This window comes from Halomonas citrativorans (assembly GCF_900163645.1).
In the GTDB taxonomy this organism is placed as follows: Bacteria; Pseudomonadota; Gammaproteobacteria; order Pseudomonadales; family Halomonadaceae; genus Vreelandella; species Vreelandella citrativorans.
Window position 1 is genome coordinate 22,277 of record NZ_FUKM01000063.1, and the last position, 23,635, is coordinate 45,911.

At 53.7% G+C, this 23,635-nt stretch carries 17 protein-coding genes; 13 read left to right on the forward strand and 4 right to left on the reverse strand.

The genetic code is table 11. The features are described 5' to 3' along the window. Positions 1 to 144 precede the first annotated feature (144 nt). Both ilvC and modF read left to right on the forward strand, forming a co-directional pair. Positions 145 to 1,617 carry a ketol-acid reductoisomerase gene (gene ilvC / locus CZ787_RS18180; protein ID WP_087111897.1) on the forward strand — a complete coding sequence of 491 codons (1,473 nt, stop codon included), beginning with the start codon at positions 145 to 147 and terminating at the stop codon, positions 1,615 to 1,617. Between the two features lie 126 nt (positions 1,618 to 1,743). Then, positions 1,744 to 3,246 (forward strand): molybdate ABC transporter ATP-binding protein ModF, encoded by a 1,503-nt coding sequence (gene modF / locus CZ787_RS18185; protein WP_087111899.1) that lies wholly within the window; start codon positions 1,744 to 1,746, stop codon positions 3,244 to 3,246. 146 nt (positions 3,247 to 3,392) lie between these two features. On the opposite strand, the gene CZ787_RS18190 is transcribed toward modF, so the two are convergent. From CZ787_RS18190 to CZ787_RS18200, 3 genes are all read right to left on the reverse strand, one after another. Then, the gene (locus tag CZ787_RS18190; protein WP_087111901.1) at positions 3,393 to 4,871 is read right to left on the reverse strand and encodes an NCS1 family nucleobase:cation symporter-1; all 1,479 of its coding nucleotides are present in this window, start codon (positions 4,869 to 4,871) and stop codon (positions 3,393 to 3,395) included. A 64-nt stretch (positions 4,872 to 4,935) separates the two neighbouring features. Then, positions 4,936 to 6,294 carry an NCS1 family transporter gene (locus CZ787_RS18195; protein WP_087111903.1) on the reverse strand — a complete coding sequence of 453 codons (1,359 nt, stop codon included), beginning with the start codon at positions 6,292 to 6,294 and terminating at the stop codon, positions 4,936 to 4,938. A gap of 143 nt (positions 6,295 to 6,437) precedes the next feature. Further along, positions 6,438 to 7,190: an aspartate/glutamate racemase family protein gene (locus CZ787_RS18200; protein ID WP_087111905.1), complete on the reverse strand. Its 753-nt coding sequence runs from the start codon at positions 7,188 to 7,190 to the stop codon at positions 6,438 to 6,440. Between the two features lie 271 nt (positions 7,191 to 7,461). Between CZ787_RS18200 and puuE the strand changes: the two genes are divergently transcribed. From puuE to CZ787_RS18255, 11 genes are all read left to right on the forward strand, one after another. Beyond that, positions 7,462 to 8,400, forward strand: coding sequence for an allantoinase PuuE (puuE, locus tag CZ787_RS18205; protein ID WP_087111907.1), 939 nt, complete (start codon positions 7,462 to 7,464; stop codon positions 8,398 to 8,400). 11 nt (positions 8,401 to 8,411) lie between these two features. After that, positions 8,412 to 9,242: a bifunctional allantoicase/(S)-ureidoglycine aminohydrolase gene (locus CZ787_RS18210; RefSeq protein WP_087111908.1), complete on the forward strand. Its 831-nt coding sequence runs from the start codon at positions 8,412 to 8,414 to the stop codon at positions 9,240 to 9,242. A 30-nt stretch (positions 9,243 to 9,272) separates the two neighbouring features. Further along, the gene (locus CZ787_RS18215) at positions 9,273 to 9,764 is read left to right on the forward strand and encodes an ureidoglycolate lyase (RefSeq protein ID WP_087111910.1); all 492 of its coding nucleotides are present in this window, start codon (positions 9,273 to 9,275) and stop codon (positions 9,762 to 9,764) included. Between the two features lie 84 nt (positions 9,765 to 9,848). After that, positions 9,849 to 11,318, forward strand: a complete 1,470-nt coding sequence (gene pyk, locus CZ787_RS18220; RefSeq protein WP_087111912.1) for a pyruvate kinase — start codon at positions 9,849 to 9,851, stop codon at positions 11,316 to 11,318. 13 nt (positions 11,319 to 11,331) lie between these two features. Then, the gene (locus tag CZ787_RS18225; RefSeq protein WP_087111914.1) at positions 11,332 to 11,868 is read left to right on the forward strand and encodes a DUF192 domain-containing protein; all 537 of its coding nucleotides are present in this window, start codon (positions 11,332 to 11,334) and stop codon (positions 11,866 to 11,868) included. A gap of 537 nt (positions 11,869 to 12,405) precedes the next feature. After that, positions 12,406 to 13,386, forward strand: a complete 981-nt coding sequence (locus tag CZ787_RS18230; RefSeq protein WP_087111916.1) for a TAXI family TRAP transporter solute-binding subunit — start codon at positions 12,406 to 12,408, stop codon at positions 13,384 to 13,386. A 132-nt stretch (positions 13,387 to 13,518) separates the two neighbouring features. Continuing rightward, on the forward strand, positions 13,519 to 16,122 hold the full coding sequence (locus CZ787_RS18235) for a TRAP transporter permease (RefSeq protein ID WP_087111919.1): 2,604 nt from the start codon (positions 13,519 to 13,521) through the stop codon (positions 16,120 to 16,122). Positions 16,123 to 16,132: 10 nt separating this feature from the next. After that, positions 16,133 to 16,561 carry a universal stress protein gene (locus tag CZ787_RS18240; protein ID WP_087111921.1) on the forward strand — a complete coding sequence of 143 codons (429 nt, stop codon included), beginning with the start codon at positions 16,133 to 16,135 and terminating at the stop codon, positions 16,559 to 16,561. 247 nt (positions 16,562 to 16,808) lie between these two features. Then, a complete protein-coding gene (locus CZ787_RS18245) occupies positions 16,809 to 17,321 on the forward strand; it encodes a molybdopterin-dependent oxidoreductase (protein ID WP_087111923.1) in 513 nt (170 codons plus the stop codon). Then, positions 17,311 to 19,593 carry an ATP-binding protein gene (locus tag CZ787_RS18250; protein ID WP_087111925.1) on the forward strand — a complete coding sequence of 761 codons (2,283 nt, stop codon included), beginning with the start codon at positions 17,311 to 17,313 and terminating at the stop codon, positions 19,591 to 19,593. Before CZ787_RS18245 ends, CZ787_RS18250 begins: the two co-directional genes overlap by 11 nt. 94 nt (positions 19,594 to 19,687) lie before the next feature. Next, positions 19,688 to 21,208 (forward strand): aldehyde dehydrogenase family protein, encoded by a 1,521-nt coding sequence (locus tag CZ787_RS18255; protein WP_087111927.1) that lies wholly within the window; start codon positions 19,688 to 19,690, stop codon positions 21,206 to 21,208. 208 nt (positions 21,209 to 21,416) lie between these two features. Here the strand turns inward: CZ787_RS18255 and betT are convergent, their stop codons facing one another. After that, entirely contained in the window at positions 21,417 to 23,465 is a 2,049-nt protein-coding gene (gene betT, locus CZ787_RS18260) for a choline BCCT transporter BetT (RefSeq protein ID WP_087111929.1), read from the reverse strand. Between the last annotated feature and the right edge of the window lie 170 nt (positions 23,466 to 23,635).

Here is a 23,635-nt window from a genome sequence, read left to right on the forward strand (position 1 = left end):
ATATCAATTTAAGAAATAGTCGTTTTTGGTTAGATTGGATTCACTTACATAGCGCTGGATCCCGTATTGAGCGGCTGTGTCACTTTTTTCGTGTCGGTGTGTCGTGCATCGATAGCGTGATGATACTTAATCAGGATGTAAACGATGGCTAACTATTTCAATACCTTGCCGCTACGCGAACAGCTGGCTCAGCTTGCAAAATGTCGTTTCATGTACAGCTCAGAATTTGCTGATGGCGTCGACGCGCTGAAAGGCAAAAAAATGGTAGTGATTGGCTGTGGCGCGCAAGGTCTCAACCAGGGCTTGAACCTGCGTGACAGCGGCTTGGACGTTTCCTACGCACTGCGTCCTGAAGCCATTGCGCAAAAGCGTCAGTCCTGGAAAAACGCCTCTGAAAACGGTTTCGTGGTGGGTACCTATGAAGAGCTGATTCCCACGGCAGATATCGTTTTGAACCTGACGCCGGATAAGCAGCACACAGCGGTAGTGAACGCTGTTATGCCGCTTATGAAAGAAGGCGCTTGCCTGTCCTACTCCCACGGTTTCAACATCGTTGAAGAGGGCATGCAGGTTCGTGATGACCTGACCGTCATCATGGTGGCGCCCAAGTGCCCGGGCTCTGAGGTGCGTGCTGAATACGTTCGTGGTTTCGGCGTTCCTACCTTGATCGCTGTGCACGAAGCCAATGATCCTAAAGGCGAAGGGCTTGCGCTGGCGAAAGCCTACGCAGTGGGCACTGGCGGCCATAAAGCGGGCGTGTTGATGTCCTCTTTCATCGCGGAAGTTAAATCCGACCTGATGGGCGAGCAGACGATTCTTTGCGGTATGCTGCAAACCGGTTCTATCCTCTGCTTTGATAAAATGATCGAAGAAGGTATTGAGCCAGGTTACGCCTCCAAGCTGATTCAGTACGGCTGGGAAAACATCACCGAAGCGCTTAAGTACGGCGGCGTGACCAACATGCTGGACCGTCTTTCCAACCCGGCCAAAATCAAGGCCTTTGATCTGGCGGAAGAGCTGAAAGACATCATGCGTCCGCTGTACAACAAGCATCAAGACGACATCATGAGCGGCCACTTCTCCCGCACGATGATGGAAGACTGGGCGAACGATGATGCTAACCTTCTGAAATGGCGTGCAGACACTGCCGAAACCAACTTCGAGAAAACGCCTGCTAGCGACGTTGAAATTTCCGAGCAGGAATTCTTCGACAACGGCATCTTGATGGTCGCCATGGTGAAAGCGGGCGTTGAGCTTGCGTTCGAAACCATGACTGCAGCGGGCATTATCGCCGAGTCTGCCTACTACGAGTCGCTACACGAAACGCCGCTCATCGCGAACACCATCGCGCGCAAGAAATTGTACGAAATGAACGCGACGATCTCTGATACCGCGGAGTACGGTTGCTACCTGTACAACCACGCCTGTGTGCCGCTGTTGGCAGACTTCATGAAGGGCATTAAATCCGATGTCATCGGTAAAGGCCTTGATCTGGACGACAACGGTGTCGATAACGCACGTTTGATTGACGTCAACGATGCGCTTCGCGCTCATCCGGTGGAAGCTGTTGGCGCCGTGCTGCGTGGCCACATGGCCGATATGAAGAAGATCGTTTAACCCACGGGTTAACCGTTAGGTAGTCAATTGAAAGCCGAGATATCCACCACGATATGCTCGGCTTTTTTATCTCTAGATAAAGACTTTCCGAACCCTGATTTTTTTACCAATGTAAGGAACACGTTCATGGAGCCTTCAACCCGCTTGGCGAGCATTCAGCTAAACAATGCGACGATCAGTTTTGATGATCGCTTCACCCTAAGCGAGATTGACTGGACCATCGAACCTCACCAGCATTGGGTCATCACCGGCGCTAACGGTTCCGGTAAGTCGGCCCTGGCGGCGGCACTGGCTGGCGTTGGCAAGATTGAAGCGGGCACTGTTCAAGGGCTTCCCGAGCGCGTCGGGCTGGTCTCTTTTGAAGTGCAGGCCGAGCTTATCGCCGAAGAGCTGAAAAAAGACGATGCCGACATCATGGATGTCGTGTCGCTCGGCACGCCGGTCAGTGAAATGATTTTCGAGCACTGCGAGGATGCCGAACTGGCTTACGAGCTGGTCGAAAAGTTCGGCCTAACAACACTCCTCGATCGCGCCTTTCGCAAACTCTCCACGGGTGAAACCCGCAAAGTTATGCTGATCCGAGCGCTGGCTAACAAGCCCGATCTGCTCATTCTAGATGAGCCGTTCGATGGCCTGGACGTCGACACGCTCGCCATGCTGCAAGCCCATCTTGCCTCTATTATCGAAAGCGTCCCCATGGTGATGGTGCTCAATCGCTTCGACGAAATGCCGGACTTCATCACTCACGTGGCTTACCTGGATAAGGACCGGCCAGACCCGGCGCAAGAGAATAAAAAGCAAGGCAATAGAGCGCGTAGGGAAGGTGGGCGACTGGCGTTCACAGTAGACCGCCAGGATGAGGCCGCCTTCAACGAGCTTTACCAACTGCTGCATTTGAAAACGACTGACCTAAGCGTGCCCGAGGCCGACCCTGCCCATCAGTTGCCCGCGCTCGACCCCAACCAGCCGTTAGTGAAGCTTAAGCAAGCGACGATTAAATACGGCGATACCGTCATTGTGGACTCGCTCGACTGGACGATCGAACGCGGGCAACACTGGCAACTGAGTGGTCCTAACGGCAGCGGTAAAACCTGCGTATTGTCCTTGATCACGGGAGACCACCCGCAATGCTATACCAACGATATTTTCGTGTTTGGCTTCCAGCGCGGTAACGGCGAAAGTATCTGGCAGATCAAGCAGTTTATTGGCTATGTCTCCACGGCCCTGCAATGGGAGTATCGTGTCAGCACTAGCTGCAGGAACGTCATCATCTCGGGCTTTTTTGATAGTATCGGCGTTTACACAAAATCTACCGATAATCAGCAAAAGATTGCCGACCAATGGCTTGATTTATTGGGTATGAAAACGCGTGCCGATCAGCCGTTCAATAAGCTTTCCTACGGCGACCAGCGGTTGCTACTGATTGCCCGTGCCATGGTGAAGCACCCACCGCTTCTGATACTCGACGAGCCCTGCCTGGGTCTTGACGACATGAACCGCCAGCTCGTTCTCGCGCTCATCGAGAAAATCTGTGAAGGCAAGGAAACCACGGTGCTGTACGTCAATCACCACACGGAAGACAGGATAAAGGAAATAGACAACCATTTAACGCTTGATAAAAACCATTAGGCGCCGACGTTTTCGTAGCCGCTTTCACCCTAAAAAGCGCCATCGGCACGAAGCTAATGGCGCTTTCAAGTTGCCTAAACTGTCAGTTTTAAATCATCAGTTTTTAAATCACCAGTTCCTGAAGTATCCGTTAAAACTCACTCATCTCAACTTGCCTTCTGCTGGGTAAAGGTGGGTGCTGCCTTAAACTGTCGCATCAAGCCAAAGTAGAACGCGCCTCCTAATCCTGCACCAATGAGCCAACCGTAGCCGCCCAAGCTTGAAAGGGCGGGGACTAACACCGTAGAGAGTGAGAAAAGCGCTGCACCACCGAACGCAATCAGCGCACGCGTATTCCAGCCGTTGGTGTAGTAGTAGGTGCTGCCTGGTTTCGATGAGAACAGCGCCTGAATATCCAGCTGTTGGCGTTTAATCAGGTAATAGTCCACCACGATAATGCCGTAGAACGGGGCGACGATGGCGCCTAGCGCATTTACGAAACCGGGAATGCCGATCTGGCTGATAAACGATATCCAGAAGGCGCCGACAAAGAAGGCGATAACGGCGGTAATCAAGCCACCCACCTTAAAGCTGATTTTGCTGGGAAAGAGGTTGGCCAGGTCATAAGCGGGCGGAATAAAGTTGGCGACCAGGTTAATGCCCACGGTAGCGGCAAAGAAGGTGAGGGCGGCGATGATGGTCAGCGGTAATGAATCAACGCGCTCAACAATGTCGGCGGGGTTGGTGAGCGCCTCGCCAAACAGTACCAGCGTACCGGCAGTAATAATAAGCGCGATAAACGAGAAAAACGCCACGTTAAGCGGTAACCCAAGCAGGTTGCCCAGCTTCATTTGCCGCTCAGTTTTTACAAAGCGGGTAAAGTCGCCAAAGTTGATCACCACGGCCGCAAAGTAGGCCACCATGGTGCCTACAATGGCAAGAAACGCGCCTACGGCGCCCATGTTTTGCTCACCGCTTCCGCTAAAGATGGTTCCAATGGCGGGCAGCAACTCGTCTCCTGCCTGGTACCAGACAATCCCCATCAGCACGACCATAACCACGTACACCAGCGGGCCTGCCAGGTTTAAAAAGTGCTTAATCCGTTCGATGCCTTGCCAGAAGATCGCGATTTGAAAAAGCCACACGATGACAAAAGACACCCATGCGACGCCAGAAAGCCCAAGGAAGGTCATGCCACTGCCCGCACCAATAAAGGCGGTAATCAGCAGGGCGACTGCCGTTGATGCGAAATAGGTCTGCACGCCGTACCAAAAGATACCCACAATCGCGCGTAGCATGGCAGGCAGGTTGGCACCGCGCACACCCATGCTGGCGCGCACCATCACTGGGAAAGGGATGCCGTATTTAACGCTTGGTTTACCCGTGAGGTTCACCAAGTACATCACAATAACACCGGCTAGGATAATCGCTGCCATCACTGCCCAGCCGTTCAAGCCATAGGTGAGGAACAGCGATGCCGCGAGGGTATAACCAAACAGGCTTTGGATATCGTTGGACCACACGTTAAAGATTTCAAATGCACCCCAGGTACGTGCCTGGGGCTTTAAGGGGGCCAAGTCTTCATTATAAAGCGAGGGATCGAACTGCTTGATATCAAGATCGCTGTTAGGCGGTTGCTCATGCATGGCAGGCTCTCTCTGCATTAATCGTCAGCACGGCTACACGTGTGCAGCCGCCGGTTGGGAAGGGTTAGCGTGTAAAACGCTGGCAGGCGGGCCAGTGTTTCATCAGTAGGTAATAGGTAAGGCCGGCGGGAATTAAGCTGGCGTACCAGGAGACCGCAGAGAAAGAGAGAGCTGCCAGGATGCCCACCGCGGTCGCAACGAGAGCCGCTTTATTGACGCCTTGATAAGGGCCGGTGGGATCGTAGAGCTTGCTGATATCCAGCGTGCGGCGGCGGATGATGTAGTAATCCACCACCAGGATGGCAAAGATAGGGCCAAGAAAGGCCGAGTAGGTTTGGACAAACAGCTGTAAACCGGCGGCCGAGCCAGGTTGAACCAGCTTCCAGGGGAAGGTGGCAAACGCTAATAGGCCGACAATGACGGTCGCGACCGGGAACTTGATCTTGAAGATGTCCATTAGTACATAGGTAGGCGGCACCACGTTGTTCAGTACATTGGTCGTGACCTGGGCAAAGGCGATAAACAGCAGAGTGGTCATTAGTAGCGGCGTGTTATCCACTGCATTGGCAAACACCTGAATGGGGTCTGCGGTGCCTGTGGCTTCCGACACCATGTAGCCGATCAGGCCCATAAACAGCGTGCAGGGTAGAATTGACATGGCGTAAATGGTGGTAAGCAGGCTCTGGGCCGTGCCTTTTTTATGTTCACGTGAGTAGTCGCTGACGTTAAGCATCATGGTGCTGTAGATGCCTAAAAAGAGCATGGTGGCGCCCCAGAATGGCATACCCCAAGAGCCTTCCATGGTGAACAGGCTGGCGGATAATTCATCGCCATAGCGCTGCACCGTGGCGTAAAACATGTACATCAGCGATGCCAAAATAAACGCGCTGCCGATATTTTCCAGCCACTTGATGCCTTGAAAGCCCATCACCGAAAGGCCGATTTGCAGGAATTGGAAGGTAATAAAGTAAAACACCAGGTTATCAAAGCCGAATAGGGTCGCTGACACCATGTTGAGTGCCCCTGCGCCAATCCAGCTTTGAAAGCCGTACCACACCACGGCAGGCAACGCGCGAACCAGACCGGGAATACGCGTACCGGTAAACCCAAATGCACTGCGCGCCTGCACCATAAACGGAATGCCGTATTTGTAGCCCGCCGCACCGTTAATCGCCAGCGCAATGCCGATGACAAAGCACCCGATGGCGATGGCAAGCGTTGCCTGTAGCAGGTTTAACGTACCTACAACGCTTGAGCCCATGGCAAAGGTACCGATGGAAACGCAGCCACCAAACCAGGCCAGAAAGTAGGAGCCTCGCCCCATAATTCGGGTACCCTGGGGGGCCAAGCTTTCCTCCCCGAGGGCTTTGGTGCGCGCTGTAGAAGAGTCTTCTGACGCAAGAGCAGCATTTGAAATGCTCATGATGTCGTCCTCGCAAGATTATGAGTATTGTTGGTTTCTCAGGTTTTAGCCTGAAAGATGCTTGCGGCATGGCGTACTACTGGACGTTCTGGTTCTTTTACGAATGCACTGCTTAACGAATTTCTGACCTTCTGATGTCCGTGCTATTTAAGCGGCAATTGAAGGTTTGATAGGGCTGCAAACTTACCGGTAAAAGGCTTGGGTCGTGGGTAAGCAAGGTCGCCATGTTTGCTGGTATGCAGTCCCAAGCCGACCAGGGATTCTGCAAGCTTCAAGGCTGCGCTTACACCTTCAACGACGGGTATGCCCACTTCGCGGCTAATCTGTTGGGTGAGGTTCGCCATGCCGCCACAGCCCAGCACAATGGCGCCGATATCATCTTCATCCCTAGCACGGCAGCACTCCTCGACAATTCGGGTAAACGCCGCATCGGGGTGGTGCTCAAGGTCTAGTACCGGAATTTCAGCGGCGCGAATGCGTCGGCAGTGGTGGCGAAAGCCGTACTGCTCAAGCAGGTGCTCGGCAATAATGCCGGTACGCCCCAGGGTGGTAACAATGGAGAAGCGCGTGCTGATTAGCGTGGCTAAATGGAAGGCTGCCTCTGCAATGCCAATCACCGGGGCACGGGTTAACTCACGCGCGGCAAGCAGACCAGGGTCGCCAAAGCAGGCCACAATATAGGCATCAATACCGCCTTGTTGCTCACCTTTAAGCACCTCTTCGGCCACGCCTACCGCGCTTACAACTTCATCAAAATGGCTTTCAATGGAAACCGGACCTGATTCAGGTTGAGACGCGCTTATGTGGGTCCCCGGAGAGGCGTAAAGCTCAGCAGCCTGCCCAATGGCTTGGGTCATGGATGCCGTCGTATTGGGGTTAATAATATGTATGTGCACAGCACGCGATCCTATAGGTAAACAATTCGAGGTATTTTGTATACAAAAATAGGGGGCTTTATCGCCAAGAGCAAGGTCTTTACTCTCATTAAAAAGGCTAATAGATTCGAATACGCACTCAGGCTTAGAGTTTTTTAAGTTACAAGAGGTGTGATGTGTTGGTCAGTCATTCCTGGGCATATTGCCGTGGACTATTAATGTGTTTATTTTGTATACAAGACTGATCAATTAATTAAATTTATACGCTTGGTGATAACCGAAGGGCCCGCTGATGACGCTAACCACTGACCTCTGCTATCCGCGTGACTTAAAGGGCTATGGGCGCACACCGCCGCATGCCAACTGGCCAGGCAAGGCCAAAATCGCCGTGCAGTTCGTCCTCAACTATGAAGAGGGTGGGGAGAACTGCGTGCTGCACGGAGATAATGGCTCTGAGCAGTTTTTATCCGAGATTATCGGCGCGGCCAGTTACGCCGACCGCCACTTGAGCATGGAGTCGATATACGAGTACGGCTCTCGGGCAGGCGTGTGGCGGATCCTTCGCGAATTTGAGCGGCGGGGGCTGCCTTTAACGGTATTCGGTGTGGCGATGGCGCTAGAGCGAAACCCTGATGTCGCCCAGGCATTCAAAGAGTTGGGGCATGAGGTCGCGTGCCACGGCTACCGCTGGATTCACTACCAGGAAGTAGCCGAACACATTGAGCGTGAACACCTGCAAAAAGCCGTGGAGATATTTCAGCGCTTATACGGAGAGAAGCCAACGGGGTGGTACACCGGGCGCGATAGCCCCAATACCCGTAAGCTGATTCTGGATGAAGGCGGTTTTCTTTACGATAGTGACTATTACGGCGACGATCTGCCCTTCTGGACGACCGTTACCGACAGCCAAGGGAGTGATCACTCTCATCTGATTGTGCCCTATACGCTGGACACCAACGATATGCGCTTTGCTGCGCCGCAGGGCTTCAATACGGCGGATCACTTCTTTACTTACCTACGCGATGCCTTTGATGTGCTGTATGAAGAGGGTGAAGAAGCGCCCAAGATGCTCTCTATCGGTATGCACTGCCGCTTGTTGGGGCGCCCGGGACGTTTCCGCGCCCTACAGCGCTTTTTGGACTATATAGAGACCCATGATCGCGTATGGGTCGCCCGACGCGTCGATATCGCCCGTCACTGGGCGAAACACCATCCGCCCGTTACCTCATAAAAGGTCATTCAATGAGCAACCCAGTTTATTATGCCCCTCAAGGCGGGCATCCACCGCAAACCCAAATAACGGCGGATCGGGCCGTTTTTACCGAAGCTTACGCGCTAATCCCGAAAGGCGTCATGCGCGATATCGTCACCAGCAACCTGCCGTTTTGGCAGGGCACCCGTGCTTGGGTGCTGGCGCGGCCGCTCTCCGGCTTCGCCGAGACCTTCTCTCAGTACATTATGGAAGTGCAGCCCGGCGGCGGAAGCGACAAGCCCGAGCCTGAGGAGGGTGCCGAAGGTGTGCTGTTCGTGGTCGAAGGCGAGCTGTCGCTGAGTCTGGACGGCGTGCGCCATGCCTTGGCGCCGGGCGGCTATGCGTTTATTCCGCCGGGCGTGGAGTGGCGAGTGCGCAATGAATCCCGCGAGCCCGTTCGCTTTCACTGGATTCGCAAGGCCTTTGAGTACGTGGATGGCCTTGATGTACCGGAAGCCTTCGTCACCAACGAGCAGGCGATCACGCCCAGTGAGATGCCTGGCACGGAAGGGCGCTGGTCGACCACTCATTTCGTCGACCCTAACGATGTGCGCCACGACATGCACGTCACCATCGTCAACTTCCAGCCCGGCGGCGTGATTCCGTTTGATGAAACCCACGTCATGGAGCATGGCCTTTACGTGCTGGAAGGCAAGGCGGTGTATCACCTGAACCAGCAGTGGGTGGAAGTGGAAGCGGGGGATTTCATGTGGTTGCGCGCTTTCTGCCCTCAGGCTTGCTATGCCGGCGGTCCGGGGCCGTTTCGCTACCTGCTTTACAAGGACGTCAATCGCCACGCAAAGCTCAAGCTCTTTCGCTGAAGTAAAGGAGAAAGCCATGAGGAGGCCAGCATGCTGACACTCACCGCCGAGCCGTTGACGAGTGAGGCCTTCGCGCCTTTTGGCGAGGTCATCGACGCGCGCGAGTCACCCTCGTTTGCCATTAACGCCGGGCGTACCCAGCGCCATCACGACCTGGCGAAGGTGCAGACCCTAGGTGAAAACGCCCACACGCTGATCAATCTGTTTGTGAGTCAGCCCGTTTCCTTACCGCTTGAATTAACCTTTTTAGAGCGCCACCCTCTGGGCAGCCAGGCATTTATGCCGCTGCATCAGGAGCGTTTTATTGTGGTGGTCGCACCGCTAGGCGAGACGATTGATCCAAAGGCAGTGCGTGCGTTTGTTACCGACGGCCGCCAGGGAGTTAACTACCGAGCGGGCACTTGGCATGCAATACAGTCGGTGCTTGAGCGTGAAGGCGAGTTTTTAGTGGTGGATCGCGGTGGCGAAGGTAATAACTGCGAAGAGTGTTCGCTCGAAATTACGGTCGATTTACGCGAATAACTTGTGCACACGCCTTACGGTTGTCATCCTGGTGGTCTTATACTGATACGCTAATGACAAACCCCGTGATTGTTTAGGAAAACTATGAACGCACAGACACATATCCCGCTTCGCCGTACCAAAATTGTTGCCACCCTGGGACCCGCCAGTGACCGTGAGGGTGTTTTGGAGGCAATGCTGAAAGCGGGGGTAGATGTCGTACGTTTGAACTTCTCCCACGGTACGCCCGATGATCATCGTCAGCGTCTTTTACGGGTGCGCGAAATTGCTGCCAAGCTGGGGCGCAGCGTGGCAGCACTGGGGGATCTCCAGGGCCCCAAAATTCGCATTGCCCGCTTTAAAGAGGGCATGGTCGCCCTGAAAGAGGGGCAGCCGTTTGTGCTGGATATGGCGATGGACAGTGATGCAGGCGACGTTCATCAAGTGGGCTGCGACTACAAAACCCTTGCTCAGGATGTGGGCGCTGGCGACCGCCTGCTGCTGGATGATGGCCGTGTGGTGTTGGACGTTACCCGTGTAGAAGGCCAGCAGGTTCATACCCAAGTGGTAGTAGGGGGCAAACTCTCCAACCACAAGGGTATTAACAAGCAGGGCGGTGGGCTTTCTGCCCCGGCGCTAACGGATAAAGATAAACAGGATTTAAAAACCGCCGTTGAGATTGGCGTCGATTACCTGGCGATTTCTTTCCCGCGCCATGCCGAAGATATGCTTGAAGCGCGTCGGCTGTTGGGCGAAGAGGGTAAAGAGATTGGCTTGGTGGCCAAGGTTGAACGTGCCGAGGCCGTTGCCGATGAGGCAACGCTTGACGGCATTATTGAAGCCTCTGAAGCGGTCATGGTGGCACGCGGTGATCTGGGCGTAGAGATTGGTGACGCCAAACTGGTGGGCGTGCAAAAGCGCATGATCAAGCGCGCCCGCTCGCTCAACCGTGCGGTGATTACCGCCACCCAAATGATGGAAAGCATGATCTCGGCGCCGCTGCCTACCCGCGCTGAAGTGTTTGATGTGGCCAATGCCGTGCTGGATAGCAGTGATGCCGTGATGCTTTCAGCGGAAACTGCCGCAGGCGACTATCCGGTGGAAACCGTGGAAGCCATGGCGCGTGTCTGTTTGGGCGCTGAGCGTGAAAAGGTGGCCCAAGAGTCGGGCCACCGGATTCATGAAGGCTTTACTCGCCCCGATGAAACTATCGCCCTTTCAGCGATGTATGCCGCCAACCATATGACCGGTGTGGCTGCGATTGCCTGCATGACCGCCTCCGGTTATACACCCTTGATTGCCTCGCGTATTCGTTCTGGTTTGCCGATTGTCGGCCTTGCCCATAACCCCATCGCGCAGCGGCGTATGGCGCTTTATCGTGGCGTCGTGTCGCTCCCGTTTGATACGTCAGAAATGAGCGCGACCGAGCTTAATCGCCGTGCGCTGGAACTGCTGGTACAGCATAAGCTTGCTGAGCCGGGGGATCATGTCATCCTGACGCGGGGCGATCACATGAATGCCCATGGCGGTACCAATACGATGAAAGTCATGACGATTGATCAGCCTGCTGACTAAAGGACCTGCCTCCATGAACCCGACTCGTCGTCTTATGCTAAAAGCTGCATTAGGTTTGCCTTTAGTCGCGCTGCTTCCCGGTACGGTTTGGGGCGCGCTCGCTTGGGCTGAGGGTGCTGACCCAGAGAGCGATTTACTGTCCCTGGCTATTCATAGTGACGGAGGCCCGCACCGGCTGGAAGTGGAAGTGGCCAAAAGCGCGGCGCAGCGTCAGCGAGGGTTGATGGAGCGTGAATCGCTGCCTGAAAACCGCGGCATGCTGTTTCGTTTTGAGAGCGAGCAGCCTGCTGGCAACACTTTTTGGATGTACCGCACGCGCATTGTGCTGGATATCGCGTTTATCGATCAGGAGGGGCGTATCGTAGCGATTAACACCATGCCTCCCTGTGAGGCCAGTGTTCCGACCAATTGTCCCTCCTATCCGGCAGGTGCCGCCTTTTGGGCAGCCCTTGAAGTCAATGGCGGCTACTTCGCCGAACGCGGTATTAAAGTGGGCGACTGTATTTCGATTCCGGATCAAGCCGGCTTCTGCAAGCCCATCGATCAATAGGCATCTGCAAAGTGTCGGTCGGTGCTTGCATCGCCATAAGAAACGGTAAAAAGGAACCACATCACGCTTAAGGCGTGGGTGGTTCTTGCCGTTGCCGGAGTGCAGGTAGCGAGTACCCAGGGAGCCTTCGTGCGGGCTTTGGCGCCCAGGGTTTTAGTGGTTGTATTTTGGCTACCCCCGTCTATTGAGCTATACCTTATTAAGCAGCCAGCCTCCAGGCGGCCCAAGCAGGTTTTCGGGAAGTTTGATTGCTTATCTCATACCCCCTATGCAAAAGAGGCATAGCAATTAACGGTGACTAAACGTTACGTAGCGTTAGAGTCGTGTTTCAATAGGCGCCGCACGTATACTTGAAGCCACGCATTGGCTTCGCTAATTAGCGTTTTTTTCGCTAAAGTAGTTAAGGTCGGCACTACAGGATGTCGAACTGTAACAGTTTGTCTTGAAAACGTTTTGGAAGAAAAATCACCCGAGGGAACAGATCATCGGTGGTTCCAAAACGCATAACGCTCACAACATCAAGATAGAGGTGTATCCATGAATCGCCATGTGTTTTCTACCGCCACTTTTTCTGGCGCGTTGATCGCAGCAGCTACGTTTGCTGCCCCCGCTGTTGCTCAAGAGCGCTATATTACAATCGGCACAGGCGGCCAGACCGGTGTTTACTACGTCGTAGGCCAATCGGTCTGCCGCATGGTTAACCGTGGCAGCGAAGAGCACAGCATTCGCTGTAATGCGCCTTCTACAGGCGGCTCTGTTGCCAACGTGAATGGCATGAAAAGCGGTGAGTTGGATCTGGGCGTTGTCCAGTCTGACGTTCAATATCGTGCTTACAACGGCGAAGCCAACTTTGAAGAAGAAGGCCCTTGGGAGGACATGCGTGCGGTATTCACCATGCATGGTGAACCTCTTACTGTTGTCGCGCGTGCGGATGCGGGTATCGACAATATCAGCGATTTCCCAGGCAAGCGCGTTAACATTGGTAACCCAGGCTCTGGCCAGCGCAACACCATGGATGTCGTCATGGAAGCGTTTGGTTGGGACGAAGATACGTTCGCGCTGGCATCTCAGTTGGATGCGGCGGAACAGGCTTCAGCTCTGTCTGATAACAACATCGATGCGATGGTCTATGTTGTAGGCCACCCGAATGGCTCTATCCAGGAAGCCACCACCACGATTGATGCGAACCTGGTATCGGTCACTGGTGATGAAATCGATGCGCTGATCGAAGAGTATCCTTACTACACGCGTTCTGTGATCCCTGGTGGACTGTACCGTGGTAACGACGAAGACGTTGAAACCTTCGGTGTAGCAGCCACTTTCGTTTCATCTGCTGACGTGGATGAAGAGGTGATTTACGAAACAGTTAAAGCGGTATTTGATAACTTTGATCGTTTCAAGCGCCTGCACCCGGCGTTTGAAAATCTTAACGAAGAAGACATGATTTCTGACGGTCTAACAGCACCGCTGCACGATGGCGCTGCACGTTACTACCGCGAGCGTGGCTGGATCGAATAAGACCCAAGTGTGACGCTATTAGCCAGGATCAATAGCGATTGCTTTTGAAGTTCAAGCGCGGGCACCTCGGGTGTCCGCGCTTCTTGTTGAAAGCGCTGATTGTCAGCGCTGACCATTAGGCAGGGCAAGCGTATGCGTGATGACAAACAACCCTCTAACGCCACTGAGAGCGACCTGGAGGATATGGTCGCCGCCAGTGACACAGGGGCAAGGAAGCCTCACGGCGTACCCGGTAAGTTGCTGGTAAGCATGGCAGCAGCGTGGTCGCTGTTCCAGCTATGGATTGCATCTCCACTCCCTTATATGGTCGGCTTCGGTGTTTTTAGTGCTACCGAAGCACGCTCTATTCACTTGGCATTTGCGCTGTTTTTGGCCTATATGGCCTATCCCGCGTTAAAGCGCTCACCGCGCGACCGTATTCCGCTACAGGACTGGATGTTTGCAGCGGTGGCGGCCTTTTGCGGTGGGTATCTGTTTCTTTTCTATTCAGAGTTGGCGCAGCGTCCCGGGCGCCCTATCACGCAGGACATCGTGGTGGGTATCGTCGGCATTATCATGCTGCTGGAAGCTACTCGGCGTGCGCTTGGCCCACCCCTGATGGTGGTTGCCGCGATATTTATTGGGTACTCCCTGTTTGGCCCGTACATGCCGGGCATTCTTGCCCACCGGGGCGTAAGCCTGGGAGGGTTGATCAACCACCAGTGGTTAGGTACCCAGGGTGTCTTTGGTATCGCGCTAGGCGTATCTACCAGCTTTGTCTTTCTGTTTGTGTTGTTTGGTGCGTTGCTCGATAAAGCTGGTGCCGGTAACTATTTTATAAAAGTCGCGTTCTCGATGTTAGGCCATCTTAAAGGCGGCCCTGCAAAAGCGGCCGTTGTGGCATCTGGCATGACCGGGCTAATCTCCGGCTCGTCCATTGCCAATACGGTAACAACGGGTACCTTCACTATTCCCATGATGAAACGGGTGGGATTTAGCGCTGAGAAAGCCGGTGCAATTGAAGTCTCCTCATCGGTGAATGGGCAAATCATGCCGCCGGTAATGGGCGCGGCTGCGTTTTTGATGGTTGAGTATGTAGGCATCTCGTACGTGGACGTTATTAAACATGCCTTCCTGCCTGCGATTATTTCCTATATTGCGTTGATTTATATCGTTCACCTGGAAGCCCTTAAAGCCAATATGCAAGGGCTGCCTTCCAACAACCCTGCCCGTCCCTTGCTCAACAAAATCATTGGTTTTTTAACCGGCCTGCTGCTGTTAATGGGGCTGTCGGTGGTGGTCTATTACGGCCTTGGATGGCTCAAACCCTTGCTGGGTGAGGCGACGCCGTGGGTCATTGCAATCGGCCTGGCCGTTATTTATGTAGGACTTTTGAAAATCGGGTCTCGCTATCCTGAGCTGGAAATGGACGACCCTAACGCCAAGGTTATTAAACTGCCGCAAACACGGCCCACCGTTATGGTCGGTTTGCATTATATTTTGCCGGTTGTTGTGCTGGTTTGGTGCTTGATGGTCGAGCGGCTCTCGCCTGGGCTTTCCGCCTTTTGGGCCACGGTGTTCATGATCTTTATTATGGTGACGCAGCGTCCGATTATTGCCACCTTTCGTGGGCGCAGCAAAATGGCAGCCGATATCAAAGAGGGCTTTTTGGACCTGTGGGACGGCCTGGTGACCGGCGCGCGTAACATGATCGGTATCGGTATCGCGACGGCCACCGCGGGTATCGTGGTGGGCGCGGTGTCGCAAACCGGTGTGGGCCTGGTGCTTGCAGATGTGGTTGAAATCCTGTCAGGCGGTAACCTGATGATGATTTTGTTTTTAACCGCCTTGTTGAGCTTGATTTTAGGCATGGGCTTGCCCACGACCGCTAACTATATTGTGGTTTCGGCCTTAATGGCGCCGGTGATTGTGATGCTGGGCCAGCAAAATGGCCTGATTGTGCCGCTGATCGCTGTACACCTGTTCGTGTTCTATTTCGGCATTATGGCGGACGTGACGCCGCCCGTGGGGCTGGCCTCTTTTGCGGCAGCCGCCGTGTCGGGAGGGGACCCGATTCGTACAGGCTTCCAGGCGTTCTACTACAGTCTGCGTACGGCAGCGCTTCCGTTTCTGTTTATCTTTAATACGGACCTGCTGCTCATTGATGTTACTCCGATGCAGGGCGTGGTGGTGTTTGTTGTGGCCACCGTTGCGATGCTGATTTTCGCAGCGGGCACGCAAGGTTACATGCTAACGCGCAATCGTTGGTATGAGTCGCTGCTGCTGCTGTTGGTCGCTTTCACGCTCTTCCGCCCAGGCTTCTGGATGGACAAGATACATGACCCGTATGAGTCGGTGCCGCCTGCCCAGTTTGCTGATGCCCTTGAGCGTGTCGAGGATGGCAGTAATCTGCGAGTGCAAATCGCCGGCGAAGATGACTTTGGTTCACCAATGACGACCTACGTACTGGTCCCGGTACCTCGTGGTGATACGGGCCAGGAACGCCTGGAAAACCTCGGTATGGAGCTGTATGTAGACGGTGATCAAACGCTTGTCGACTTCGTCGCCTTCGGTAGTCAGGCCGCAGACCTGGGCTTTGACTTCGACCAGGAGATTATCGAAGTACTGGCCCCTGTAAACCGCTGGACGAAAGAGTGGATGTGGCTACCGGCGTTGGCAATATTTGGTTTTGTTGTGCTCATGCAGCGTCGTCGGCGTAGTAAAAAGTCTGATCATGATGGCGCGGCAGTGGCCTAGGGAGGTTGTCATGTACCAAAAAATATTACTGCCCGTGGACTTGAATGAAGAGGGTTCCTGGAAGAAAGCGTTGCCCACGGCGGTAACGCTTTGCCAGACCTTCGGTGCGTCGTTGCACATTGTCACTGTGCTGCCAGAACTCAAAATGCCGATGGTAGGGGCTTACTTCCCCAAGAATTTTTCTGCAAAAGCGCATGAGGCCATGAAAGAGGCGCAGCATACGTTTATTCAGGACAATATTCCGCAGGATGTTAAAACCCAAAGCATTATTGTTGATGGCTCCCCTTGGGAGGCCATTATTAAGGTGGGTAAAAAGCTGGACGTTGACCTGATCGTGATGGCTTCTCATACTCGGCATAAGTTTGTCGACTATGTACTGGGCCCGAATGCTGAGCATGTTGTTCATCATTCAAAGGTGTCCGTCATGATCGTTCGCTAGCCGCTTTTTAAAAGGTGTCAGGCACTATGAAAACTCCAGCTCATATGAGCTGGAGTTTTTTTTAACCCCACGATAACAACTAGTAAAATAATAGTCTTTAAGTGGTTATTTAGGTGTATCTAACTGTAATTAATATATAAAATCGCTTTTTTTCCTGACCTGGGCAAGCAGATCGCGATACTCTACTGGTGTCTGTATCGAAAGTTGAATAGAAAACTATAGAGCAAAGTTATATGAGGATGTCATCGTGAGAACATTATTACTGGGGTGGGTTCTGCTGGCGCTAGGGTCTCCCTTGGCTGGATTTGCCGATGTGTCCACCCCCTTGGAAGCACCAGACGGTGCCGTTTTGCTGGAAGTAAGGGGCAATATTGCAAATGTGAATACCGAGGTGGGTGCCGACTTTGATATTGACATGTTAGAGGGTCTGCCACAGCACGCGTTTGAAACGAGCACGCCTTGGACAAGTGGCGTCAGCCAATATTCAGGCCCGTTGTTACGTGATGTGCTTGAGCTCGTAGGTGCCAAGAGTGATGCGATAGAGGTAGCGGCCCTTAACGGCTATGTGGCTGAAATACCGATCAAGGATTTTTATGATTACGACGTCATTCTGGCGCTTAAACGAAATAACCAGCTCATCCCTATTCGTGAGTTCGGGCCTCTTTGGGTGCTTTATCCGTTTGATCAGGACGAGACGCTGTTAAGTGAAAGAGTGCGCTTTAGAGCTGTTTGGCAGGTTAGGCGTATAGATGTTCTTTAACCGAGCCAAGGTGAGCTCGCCCCGCCTGCTGCGTTACCCTCGTCGCCTTAAACTGGTGGCCATTATTACCGTGTTGCTGTTTGCATCAGCATTAGTAGTCGCTGCTCTGGCCTCTTGGCGGCAGGACAATCTCACACAGAGTTTGCGCGAAGATACCTCCTGGGTAGCCTATAAACTCGATCGTGACGCAGTACAGCTGCTTAATCACTTGCTTTCAGAATCCCGTGCAGAGATGACCCTGGCGGCTCAAAACGAGCTGAATATGCGCTTTGAGCTTTTGTATAGCCGCCTTATGTTGCTTCAAGAAGGGGAAGTTAACTCGCTGATTACTGACATTGAAGGGGCGGGGCAGTTGCTAACGCAAATAGGCCAGCAGATGGAACCGCTGGACCTCTTGTTTGCACCTCATGAAGTGCTGGATCAACTGCCCGTTGTTTTAATTGAAGCAGAGCTTGAAGCACTCACCCAGCTAACCGAGCGGTTTGTCATCACCATCAACGGTTACTTGGCGGAGTCTGCCACTGAAGAACGTCGTGTATTAAGCACGCTTTATAAATTATTAATGACGCTGCTGGTCGGTATGAGCTTGGCCGTGCTGTTGGTCATTGCGTTCCTGATTCGAGAAATGCGTGAAAGTGCGACAGCCCGGCGCCGACAGGAGCAACTAAGCCAGCAATTGGAAGTGACCGCTGAGCAGGCGCAGGCTGCTAATCATGCCAAGTCCGACTTCCTGGCCATGGTGAGCCATGAGATCCGTACTCCGCTTAATGGCGTGATCGGCATGAGCGAGCTGCTAAGTGAGCCAGCAAGCTCGGCCCAGGTAGAAGATTACGCACGCACGATTCATGAGAGCGCCAACCAGCTGTTAGCCATGATCAATGAGATTCTCGATTTCTCCAAAATCGAAGCAGGCCATTTAACACTTGAAGCGTCACCTACTGAATTAAGGCCCTTGGTTGATAGCGTGGTAGCGCTATTTGAACCGCGTTCGAGCGCCAAAGGGGTTGCATTAAGCATGCATATCGACCCGCTGGTACCGCGTTGGGTGATGGCTGATGCAGGTCGTCTGCGGCAGATTTTACTTAATCTTGTGGCGAACGCGACCAAGTTCACCGATCACGGAGCAATCACTGTTCGGGTCTCTTCAACGGTGGAGCACCTGCTACTGGAAGTTAGCGACACTGGGTGTGGGCTTAGTGAAGAGCAACAAACGACGTTATTCGAACCTTTTCAGCAAGCGGGTGCATCGGTCGCTCGCCGCTACGGGGGAACTGGCCTTGGGCTTGCTATCTGTAAGCGCTTAAGTGAAGCCATGAACGGGCAGTTGGGTGTGCAGAGTAGGCTGGGGCAGGGAAGTACATTTTGGTGCAAACTGCCGCTGGTTAAAGCGATGCCCGTCGAGGCAGCGCTTCCTAATGAGCAGACGAGAAACTTTGCGGGTACAGCACTGCTGTTAGTGGAGGATAACGCCATTAATCGCAAAGTCGCGATCGGGCTTTTGTCACGCTTGGGGTGCGAGGTCGTGTGTGCCGAGAATGGGCAGGATGCGCTAGACATGGCGACGTCCTTGCCGGTGCACTTAATCTTTATGGATATACAGCTGCCCGATATGGATGGCCTGATGGTGACGCAGCGCCTGCGCGAGCAAGGAGGCTGGTTGGCGAACGTGCCCATTGTTGCCATGACGGCGGGAGGCAATGACCGTCAGCGCTGCCTGGCCGCCGGAATGAACGACTACATTACCAAGCCGCTTTCGCTTCGGGCACTGGGTGACGTGCTTGCTCTGCATTTATCGCCGACAGCGCCAGCCCGTAAAACAACGCTACCTGCGCAGCTGCAGGGCGATACGTTTGAGCACAATGTTTTTGAATACAATGTTTTTGAGCACAATGTACTGAATGCTGACACGCTCAGCATGCTTCAGGAGAGTCTGGGCGATGAGCACTTAATAAACCTGGTTGCTTTGTATCATCAGCAGATCAGCGACTACGTGTCCCAACTGAGCGCGTGCCTTGCCACGCCGGAAGCGCCTTTTAGCGAACAGGCTCGGCAGCAGGTAGCCAGGTTGGCACATCAGCTTCGTGGGGAGTCGCTGAGTATGGGCGCAGAGGCGTTGGCGGCGAAGGCCAAAAGCCTTGAAGTGTTAGCTCGTGAGGAGGGAAATACAAAAAGCCAGTTTGATGAATCACTTGGCGTCGTGCGCCACACCGCTGCACGAACCCACAGCGCACTCAAACGTTGGCGGCAGAGACAATCTTCTACCAAGGGATAAGGGCTAACCCCGGCATCAAGCTATATCGTCATTGGCAATAATAAACAATACTGTTAGGGCACGTTTAATAATCATAATCCTCAGGAGCCTTCTCATGATTTATGCCAATCCGGGTGATAATGGGTCCGTCGTCTCGTTTGAAAAACGCTATGGTAATTACATCGGTGGTGAGTTTGTTCCGCCCGTTAATGGGCAGTATTTCGATAATATTAGCCCTGTGAATGGTCAGGTCTTCTGCGAAATTCCGCGCTCTACTGCTGACGATATCGATAAAGCCCTCGATGCAGCCCATAAGGCTGCACCTGCTTGGGGGAAAACCTCTGCCGCTGAGCGCAGCAATACCCTGCTAAAAATTGCTGATCGCATTGAACAGAACATTGAAAAGCTGGCCGTGGCAGAAACCTGGGATAACGGCAAGGCCGTGCGTGAAACCCTGAATGCTGATATTCCTTTGGCGGTTGATCACTTCCGCTACTTTGCGGGCTGCATTCGGGCGCAGGAAGGCTCCGCTGCTGATATTGACGCCAACACAGTGTCTTATCATTTTCATGAGCCGCTGGGCGTGGTGGGTCAGATCATCCCCTGGAACTTCCCGATTTTAATGGCTGTTTGGAAGCTGGCCCCTGCGCTTGCCGCCGGTAACTGCGTAGTACTTAAACCTGCCGAACAAACGCCAGCATCTGTGCTGGTGCTGATGGGATTGATTGGAGATTTGCTGCCGCCGGGTGTGGTCAACATCGTCAATGGCTTCGGTGCAGAAGCCGGCCAGGCACTGGCCAGTAGCAAACGTATCGCCAAAATCGCCTTCACCGGTTCCACGCCGGTGGGGTCACATATTCTTAAGTGCGCCGCTGAAAACATTATTCCTTCCACCGTGGAGCTGGGCGGTAAATCACCCAATATCTACTTTGCCGATATCATGAACGCCGAGCCGACGTTTATCGATAAAGCGGTAGAGGGTCTAGTGCTGGCCTTCTTTAACCAGGGCGAAGTGTGTACCTGCCCCTCACGTGCGCTGATTCAAGAGAGCATGTACGAAGAATTCATGGTCAAGGTGCTTGAGCGCACCAAGACTATAAAGCGTGGCAACCCCTTGGATACCGACGTGCAAGTAGGCGCTCAAGCCTCTCAAGAGCAGTACGACAAGATCATGTCGTACATGGATATCGCCCGTGAGGAAGGCGCTGAATTTCTGACCGGTGGAGGTAAAGAAAGCTTCGACCCAAGCTACGACAAGGGTTACTACATCCAACCGACGCTGCTGAAAGGTGACAACAAGATGCGCGTCTTCCAGGAGGAGATCTTTGGCCCGGTGGTGGCGGTCACCACCTTTAAGGATGAAGAAGAAGCGCTGGCGATTGCCAACGACACCGAGTTTGGCTTGGGTGCAGGTGTATGGAGCCGGGATATTAACGTTGCGTTTCGCATGGGGCGGGGCATTCAGGCTGGTCGCGTATGGACCAACTGCTACCACCAATATCCTGCCCATGCGGCATTTGGTGGCTACAAGAAGTCCGGCGTTGGCCGTGAAACCCACAAGGTAGCGCTTGAGCACTATCAGCAAACCAAGAACCTACTGGTCAGCTACGACATCAATCCGCTCGGTTTTTTCTAATCCGCGCCCGCTCTCCCGCTCGGCATGGTGCCGAGCGGTATTATCTGTCCCTCTGACGCTCTAATTTACAACCCGCTTGCGACGACTAATTGATTACACCCTCTCCGCCGTTGATTCTCAGCCTCGGGGGCGCGAGATCCGAACGTTTAGGCACAAAAAATCCCGGCACATAGGCCGGGATTCATCTTTTGGGTAAATGCGATCACGGTTACAGCTGGGCATTCTCCGGCGGTTCGCCGATGCTGCCAGGCATGGGCTGTACGGTGCCGCGCTCCTGGCCTGCCAGGGTCAAAAAGTGCAGGTGGCGCTCGTACTCGCCTACCAGGTCGCCAATCGCCTGGCCACGGGTATAACCGTTCAGGTCTTTATCCAGCCCGCCTTCAGCCAGATAGACATCCAGACGCACATAGAAGTCATCGTCGGCTTCAATAAAGCTCGGTGTGCGCATCCGGTGAGGATACACCTGATAGACAAAGCTGGTGGCATCGCCAAAATCCACCTGCAGCGTTAGCCTGGGGAGCGACTCGCCTTCCAACTGCTCTTCACTCACATTGGCGGGCTGGCCACGGCTTTCAAGCTCTTGGGCAAACTGGGTCATGGCCGGGCGAATCGAGTGCTTGATGGTTGCAGCAGCGCCAGCTCGGTTGGACGTGTCCAAGGCGCGATCCAGGCGCTCCTTCCAATCGCCGCCTGGGGCGCTGCCGGTAATGGCGCGGCGTGCGTCGGCCTTGTTGCCTTCAAGTTTTAGCGCCTTGTACATCCCCACCATGACCGCGAAAATTACCACCGAGAAGGGTAACGCGGTAATCACTACTGCGCTTTGCAGAGCGTTAAGCCCGCCGGCCATCAGTAGAGCAATGGTGATCAAACCAATCACGGCCGACCAGAAAATGCGCAGCTTGATGGGCGCATCGTGGTTAACGTCACTTAAGATAGACGTAAAGTTAGCCAGCACCAGCGCGCCGGAGTCAGCGGAGGTAATAAAGAACACAACGCCCAGGATCGTGACAACTACTGCCGTGATGGCTGCGTAAGGATAGTACTCAAGTAGAGTGTAAATCGTGGTTTGCGGTGTATTAAGCGCCTGCTCGCCGAGTACTGCCACGCCCTGGTTGGCGACCAGCTCAATACCGCTATTACCCAATACCGACATCCATACCATAATGAAGGCAAGCGGTATAAACAGCGCACCGGCGACAAACTGGCGAATGGTGCGACCACGAGAAATACGCGCCAGGAAAAGACCCACAAACGGCGTCCAGGCGATCCACCAACCCCAGAAGAAAATCGTCCAGCCCATCTTCCATTCCTGGGCACCATCATCGGTAAAGGCGTGCGTGTCAAAGCTTGCCGCCACAAAGCCGGAAAGATAGTCACCGGCGTTGTTAACTACCTTATCGAGCAGTGTCAGCGTGTCGCCTGAAAAAAGTATGAACAGCATCAGGCCGAGTGCCAGCAGCATATTGAACTCGGATAAGCGGCGGATACCCTTTTCGACCCCGGTAACCACGGAAATGGTTGCCAGTATGACCACCAGTACAATCAAAAGAATTTGTACCGTAATCGTTTCCGGTACATCGAACATGTAGGCCAGGCCGTAGTTAAGCTGAATGACCCCAATGCCGAGGCTGGTGGCAATACCAAATACGGTAGAAACCACCGCCGTGATATCCACCGCGTTACCGATAGGCCCATAAATACGCTTGCCCAGAAGCGGGTAGAGCGCGCTGCGAATGGCTAGCGGCAACCGGTGGCGATAGCTGAAGTAGGCCAGCGCCATACCCATCAACACGTACAGCCCCCAGCCGGAGAGCCCCCAGTGCAGATAGGTTTGAACGACGGCGTTACGCATCGCAGCCTGGCTTTCGGGTGTCAGGTCGGGCGGTGCCAGATAGTGGGCAATCGGTTCAGCCACGCTGAAAAACAGCAAATCAATGCCGATACCTGCAGCGAACAACATCGCAGACCAGGAAAGCAATGAAAATTCAGGCCGCGAATGATCGGGACCCAAGCGAATGCTGCCAAACCGCGACATGCCAATCACCACGACAAAGACCAGATAGGCCACAATCGCCAGCATGTAGTACCAGCCAAAGGTGGTACTGACCCAGGCAAGCGCTGCATTAAAAAATGCACCGGCTTGTTGGGTAAACAGCAGGGTGAGCACCAGAAATATCAATATACCGGCCATACTGCCATGGAAAACCACGGGGTTGAGGCGGTCACGAGAGGGCAGGGAAGGGTTGTCTTTCGCCATGCAGGCGGACTCCTGTGGTCGAGGCTAAAGGTGGCGAAAATTTATTTTTGAATGACTGTTCAATTAAAATACTTTGTTAAGAAGTTTACTTCAAGCCAGTATCGTTAGGATGTGCTGCCCATGAGTTCTCTTTTGGCAAACTGCAAAAACAAAAACGCCCGGCAAAAGCC

Coding starts and splice junctions, on each gene's coding strand:
- ilvC (WP_087111897.1), top strand. CDS start 145: ATGGCTAACTATTTCAATACCTTGCCGCTACGCGAACAGCTGGCTCAG.
- modF (WP_087111899.1), top strand. CDS start 1,744: ATGGAGCCTTCAACCCGCTTGGCGAGCATTCAGCTAAACAATGCGACG.
- CZ787_RS18190 (WP_087111901.1), bottom strand. CDS start 4,871: ATGCATGAGCAACCGCCTAACAGCGATCTTGATATCAAGCAGTTCGAT.
- CZ787_RS18195 (WP_087111903.1), bottom strand. CDS start 6,294: ATGAGCATTTCAAATGCTGCTCTTGCGTCAGAAGACTCTTCTACAGCG.
- puuE (WP_087111907.1), top strand. CDS start 7,462: ATGACGCTAACCACTGACCTCTGCTATCCGCGTGACTTAAAGGGCTAT.
- CZ787_RS18210 (WP_087111908.1), top strand. CDS start 8,412: ATGAGCAACCCAGTTTATTATGCCCCTCAAGGCGGGCATCCACCGCAA.
- CZ787_RS18215 (WP_087111910.1), top strand. CDS start 9,273: ATGCTGACACTCACCGCCGAGCCGTTGACGAGTGAGGCCTTCGCGCCT.
- pyk (WP_087111912.1), top strand. CDS start 9,849: ATGAACGCACAGACACATATCCCGCTTCGCCGTACCAAAATTGTTGCC.
- CZ787_RS18225 (WP_087111914.1), top strand. CDS start 11,332: ATGAACCCGACTCGTCGTCTTATGCTAAAAGCTGCATTAGGTTTGCCT.
- CZ787_RS18230 (WP_087111916.1), top strand. CDS start 12,406: ATGAATCGCCATGTGTTTTCTACCGCCACTTTTTCTGGCGCGTTGATC.
- CZ787_RS18235 (WP_087111919.1), top strand. CDS start 13,519: ATGCGTGATGACAAACAACCCTCTAACGCCACTGAGAGCGACCTGGAG.
- CZ787_RS18240 (WP_087111921.1), top strand. CDS start 16,133: ATGTACCAAAAAATATTACTGCCCGTGGACTTGAATGAAGAGGGTTCC.
- CZ787_RS18250 (WP_087111925.1), top strand. CDS start 17,311: ATGTTCTTTAACCGAGCCAAGGTGAGCTCGCCCCGCCTGCTGCGTTAC.
- CZ787_RS18255 (WP_087111927.1), top strand. CDS start 19,688: ATGATTTATGCCAATCCGGGTGATAATGGGTCCGTCGTCTCGTTTGAA.
- betT (WP_087111929.1), bottom strand. CDS start 23,465: ATGGCGAAAGACAACCCTTCCCTGCCCTCTCGTGACCGCCTCAACCCC.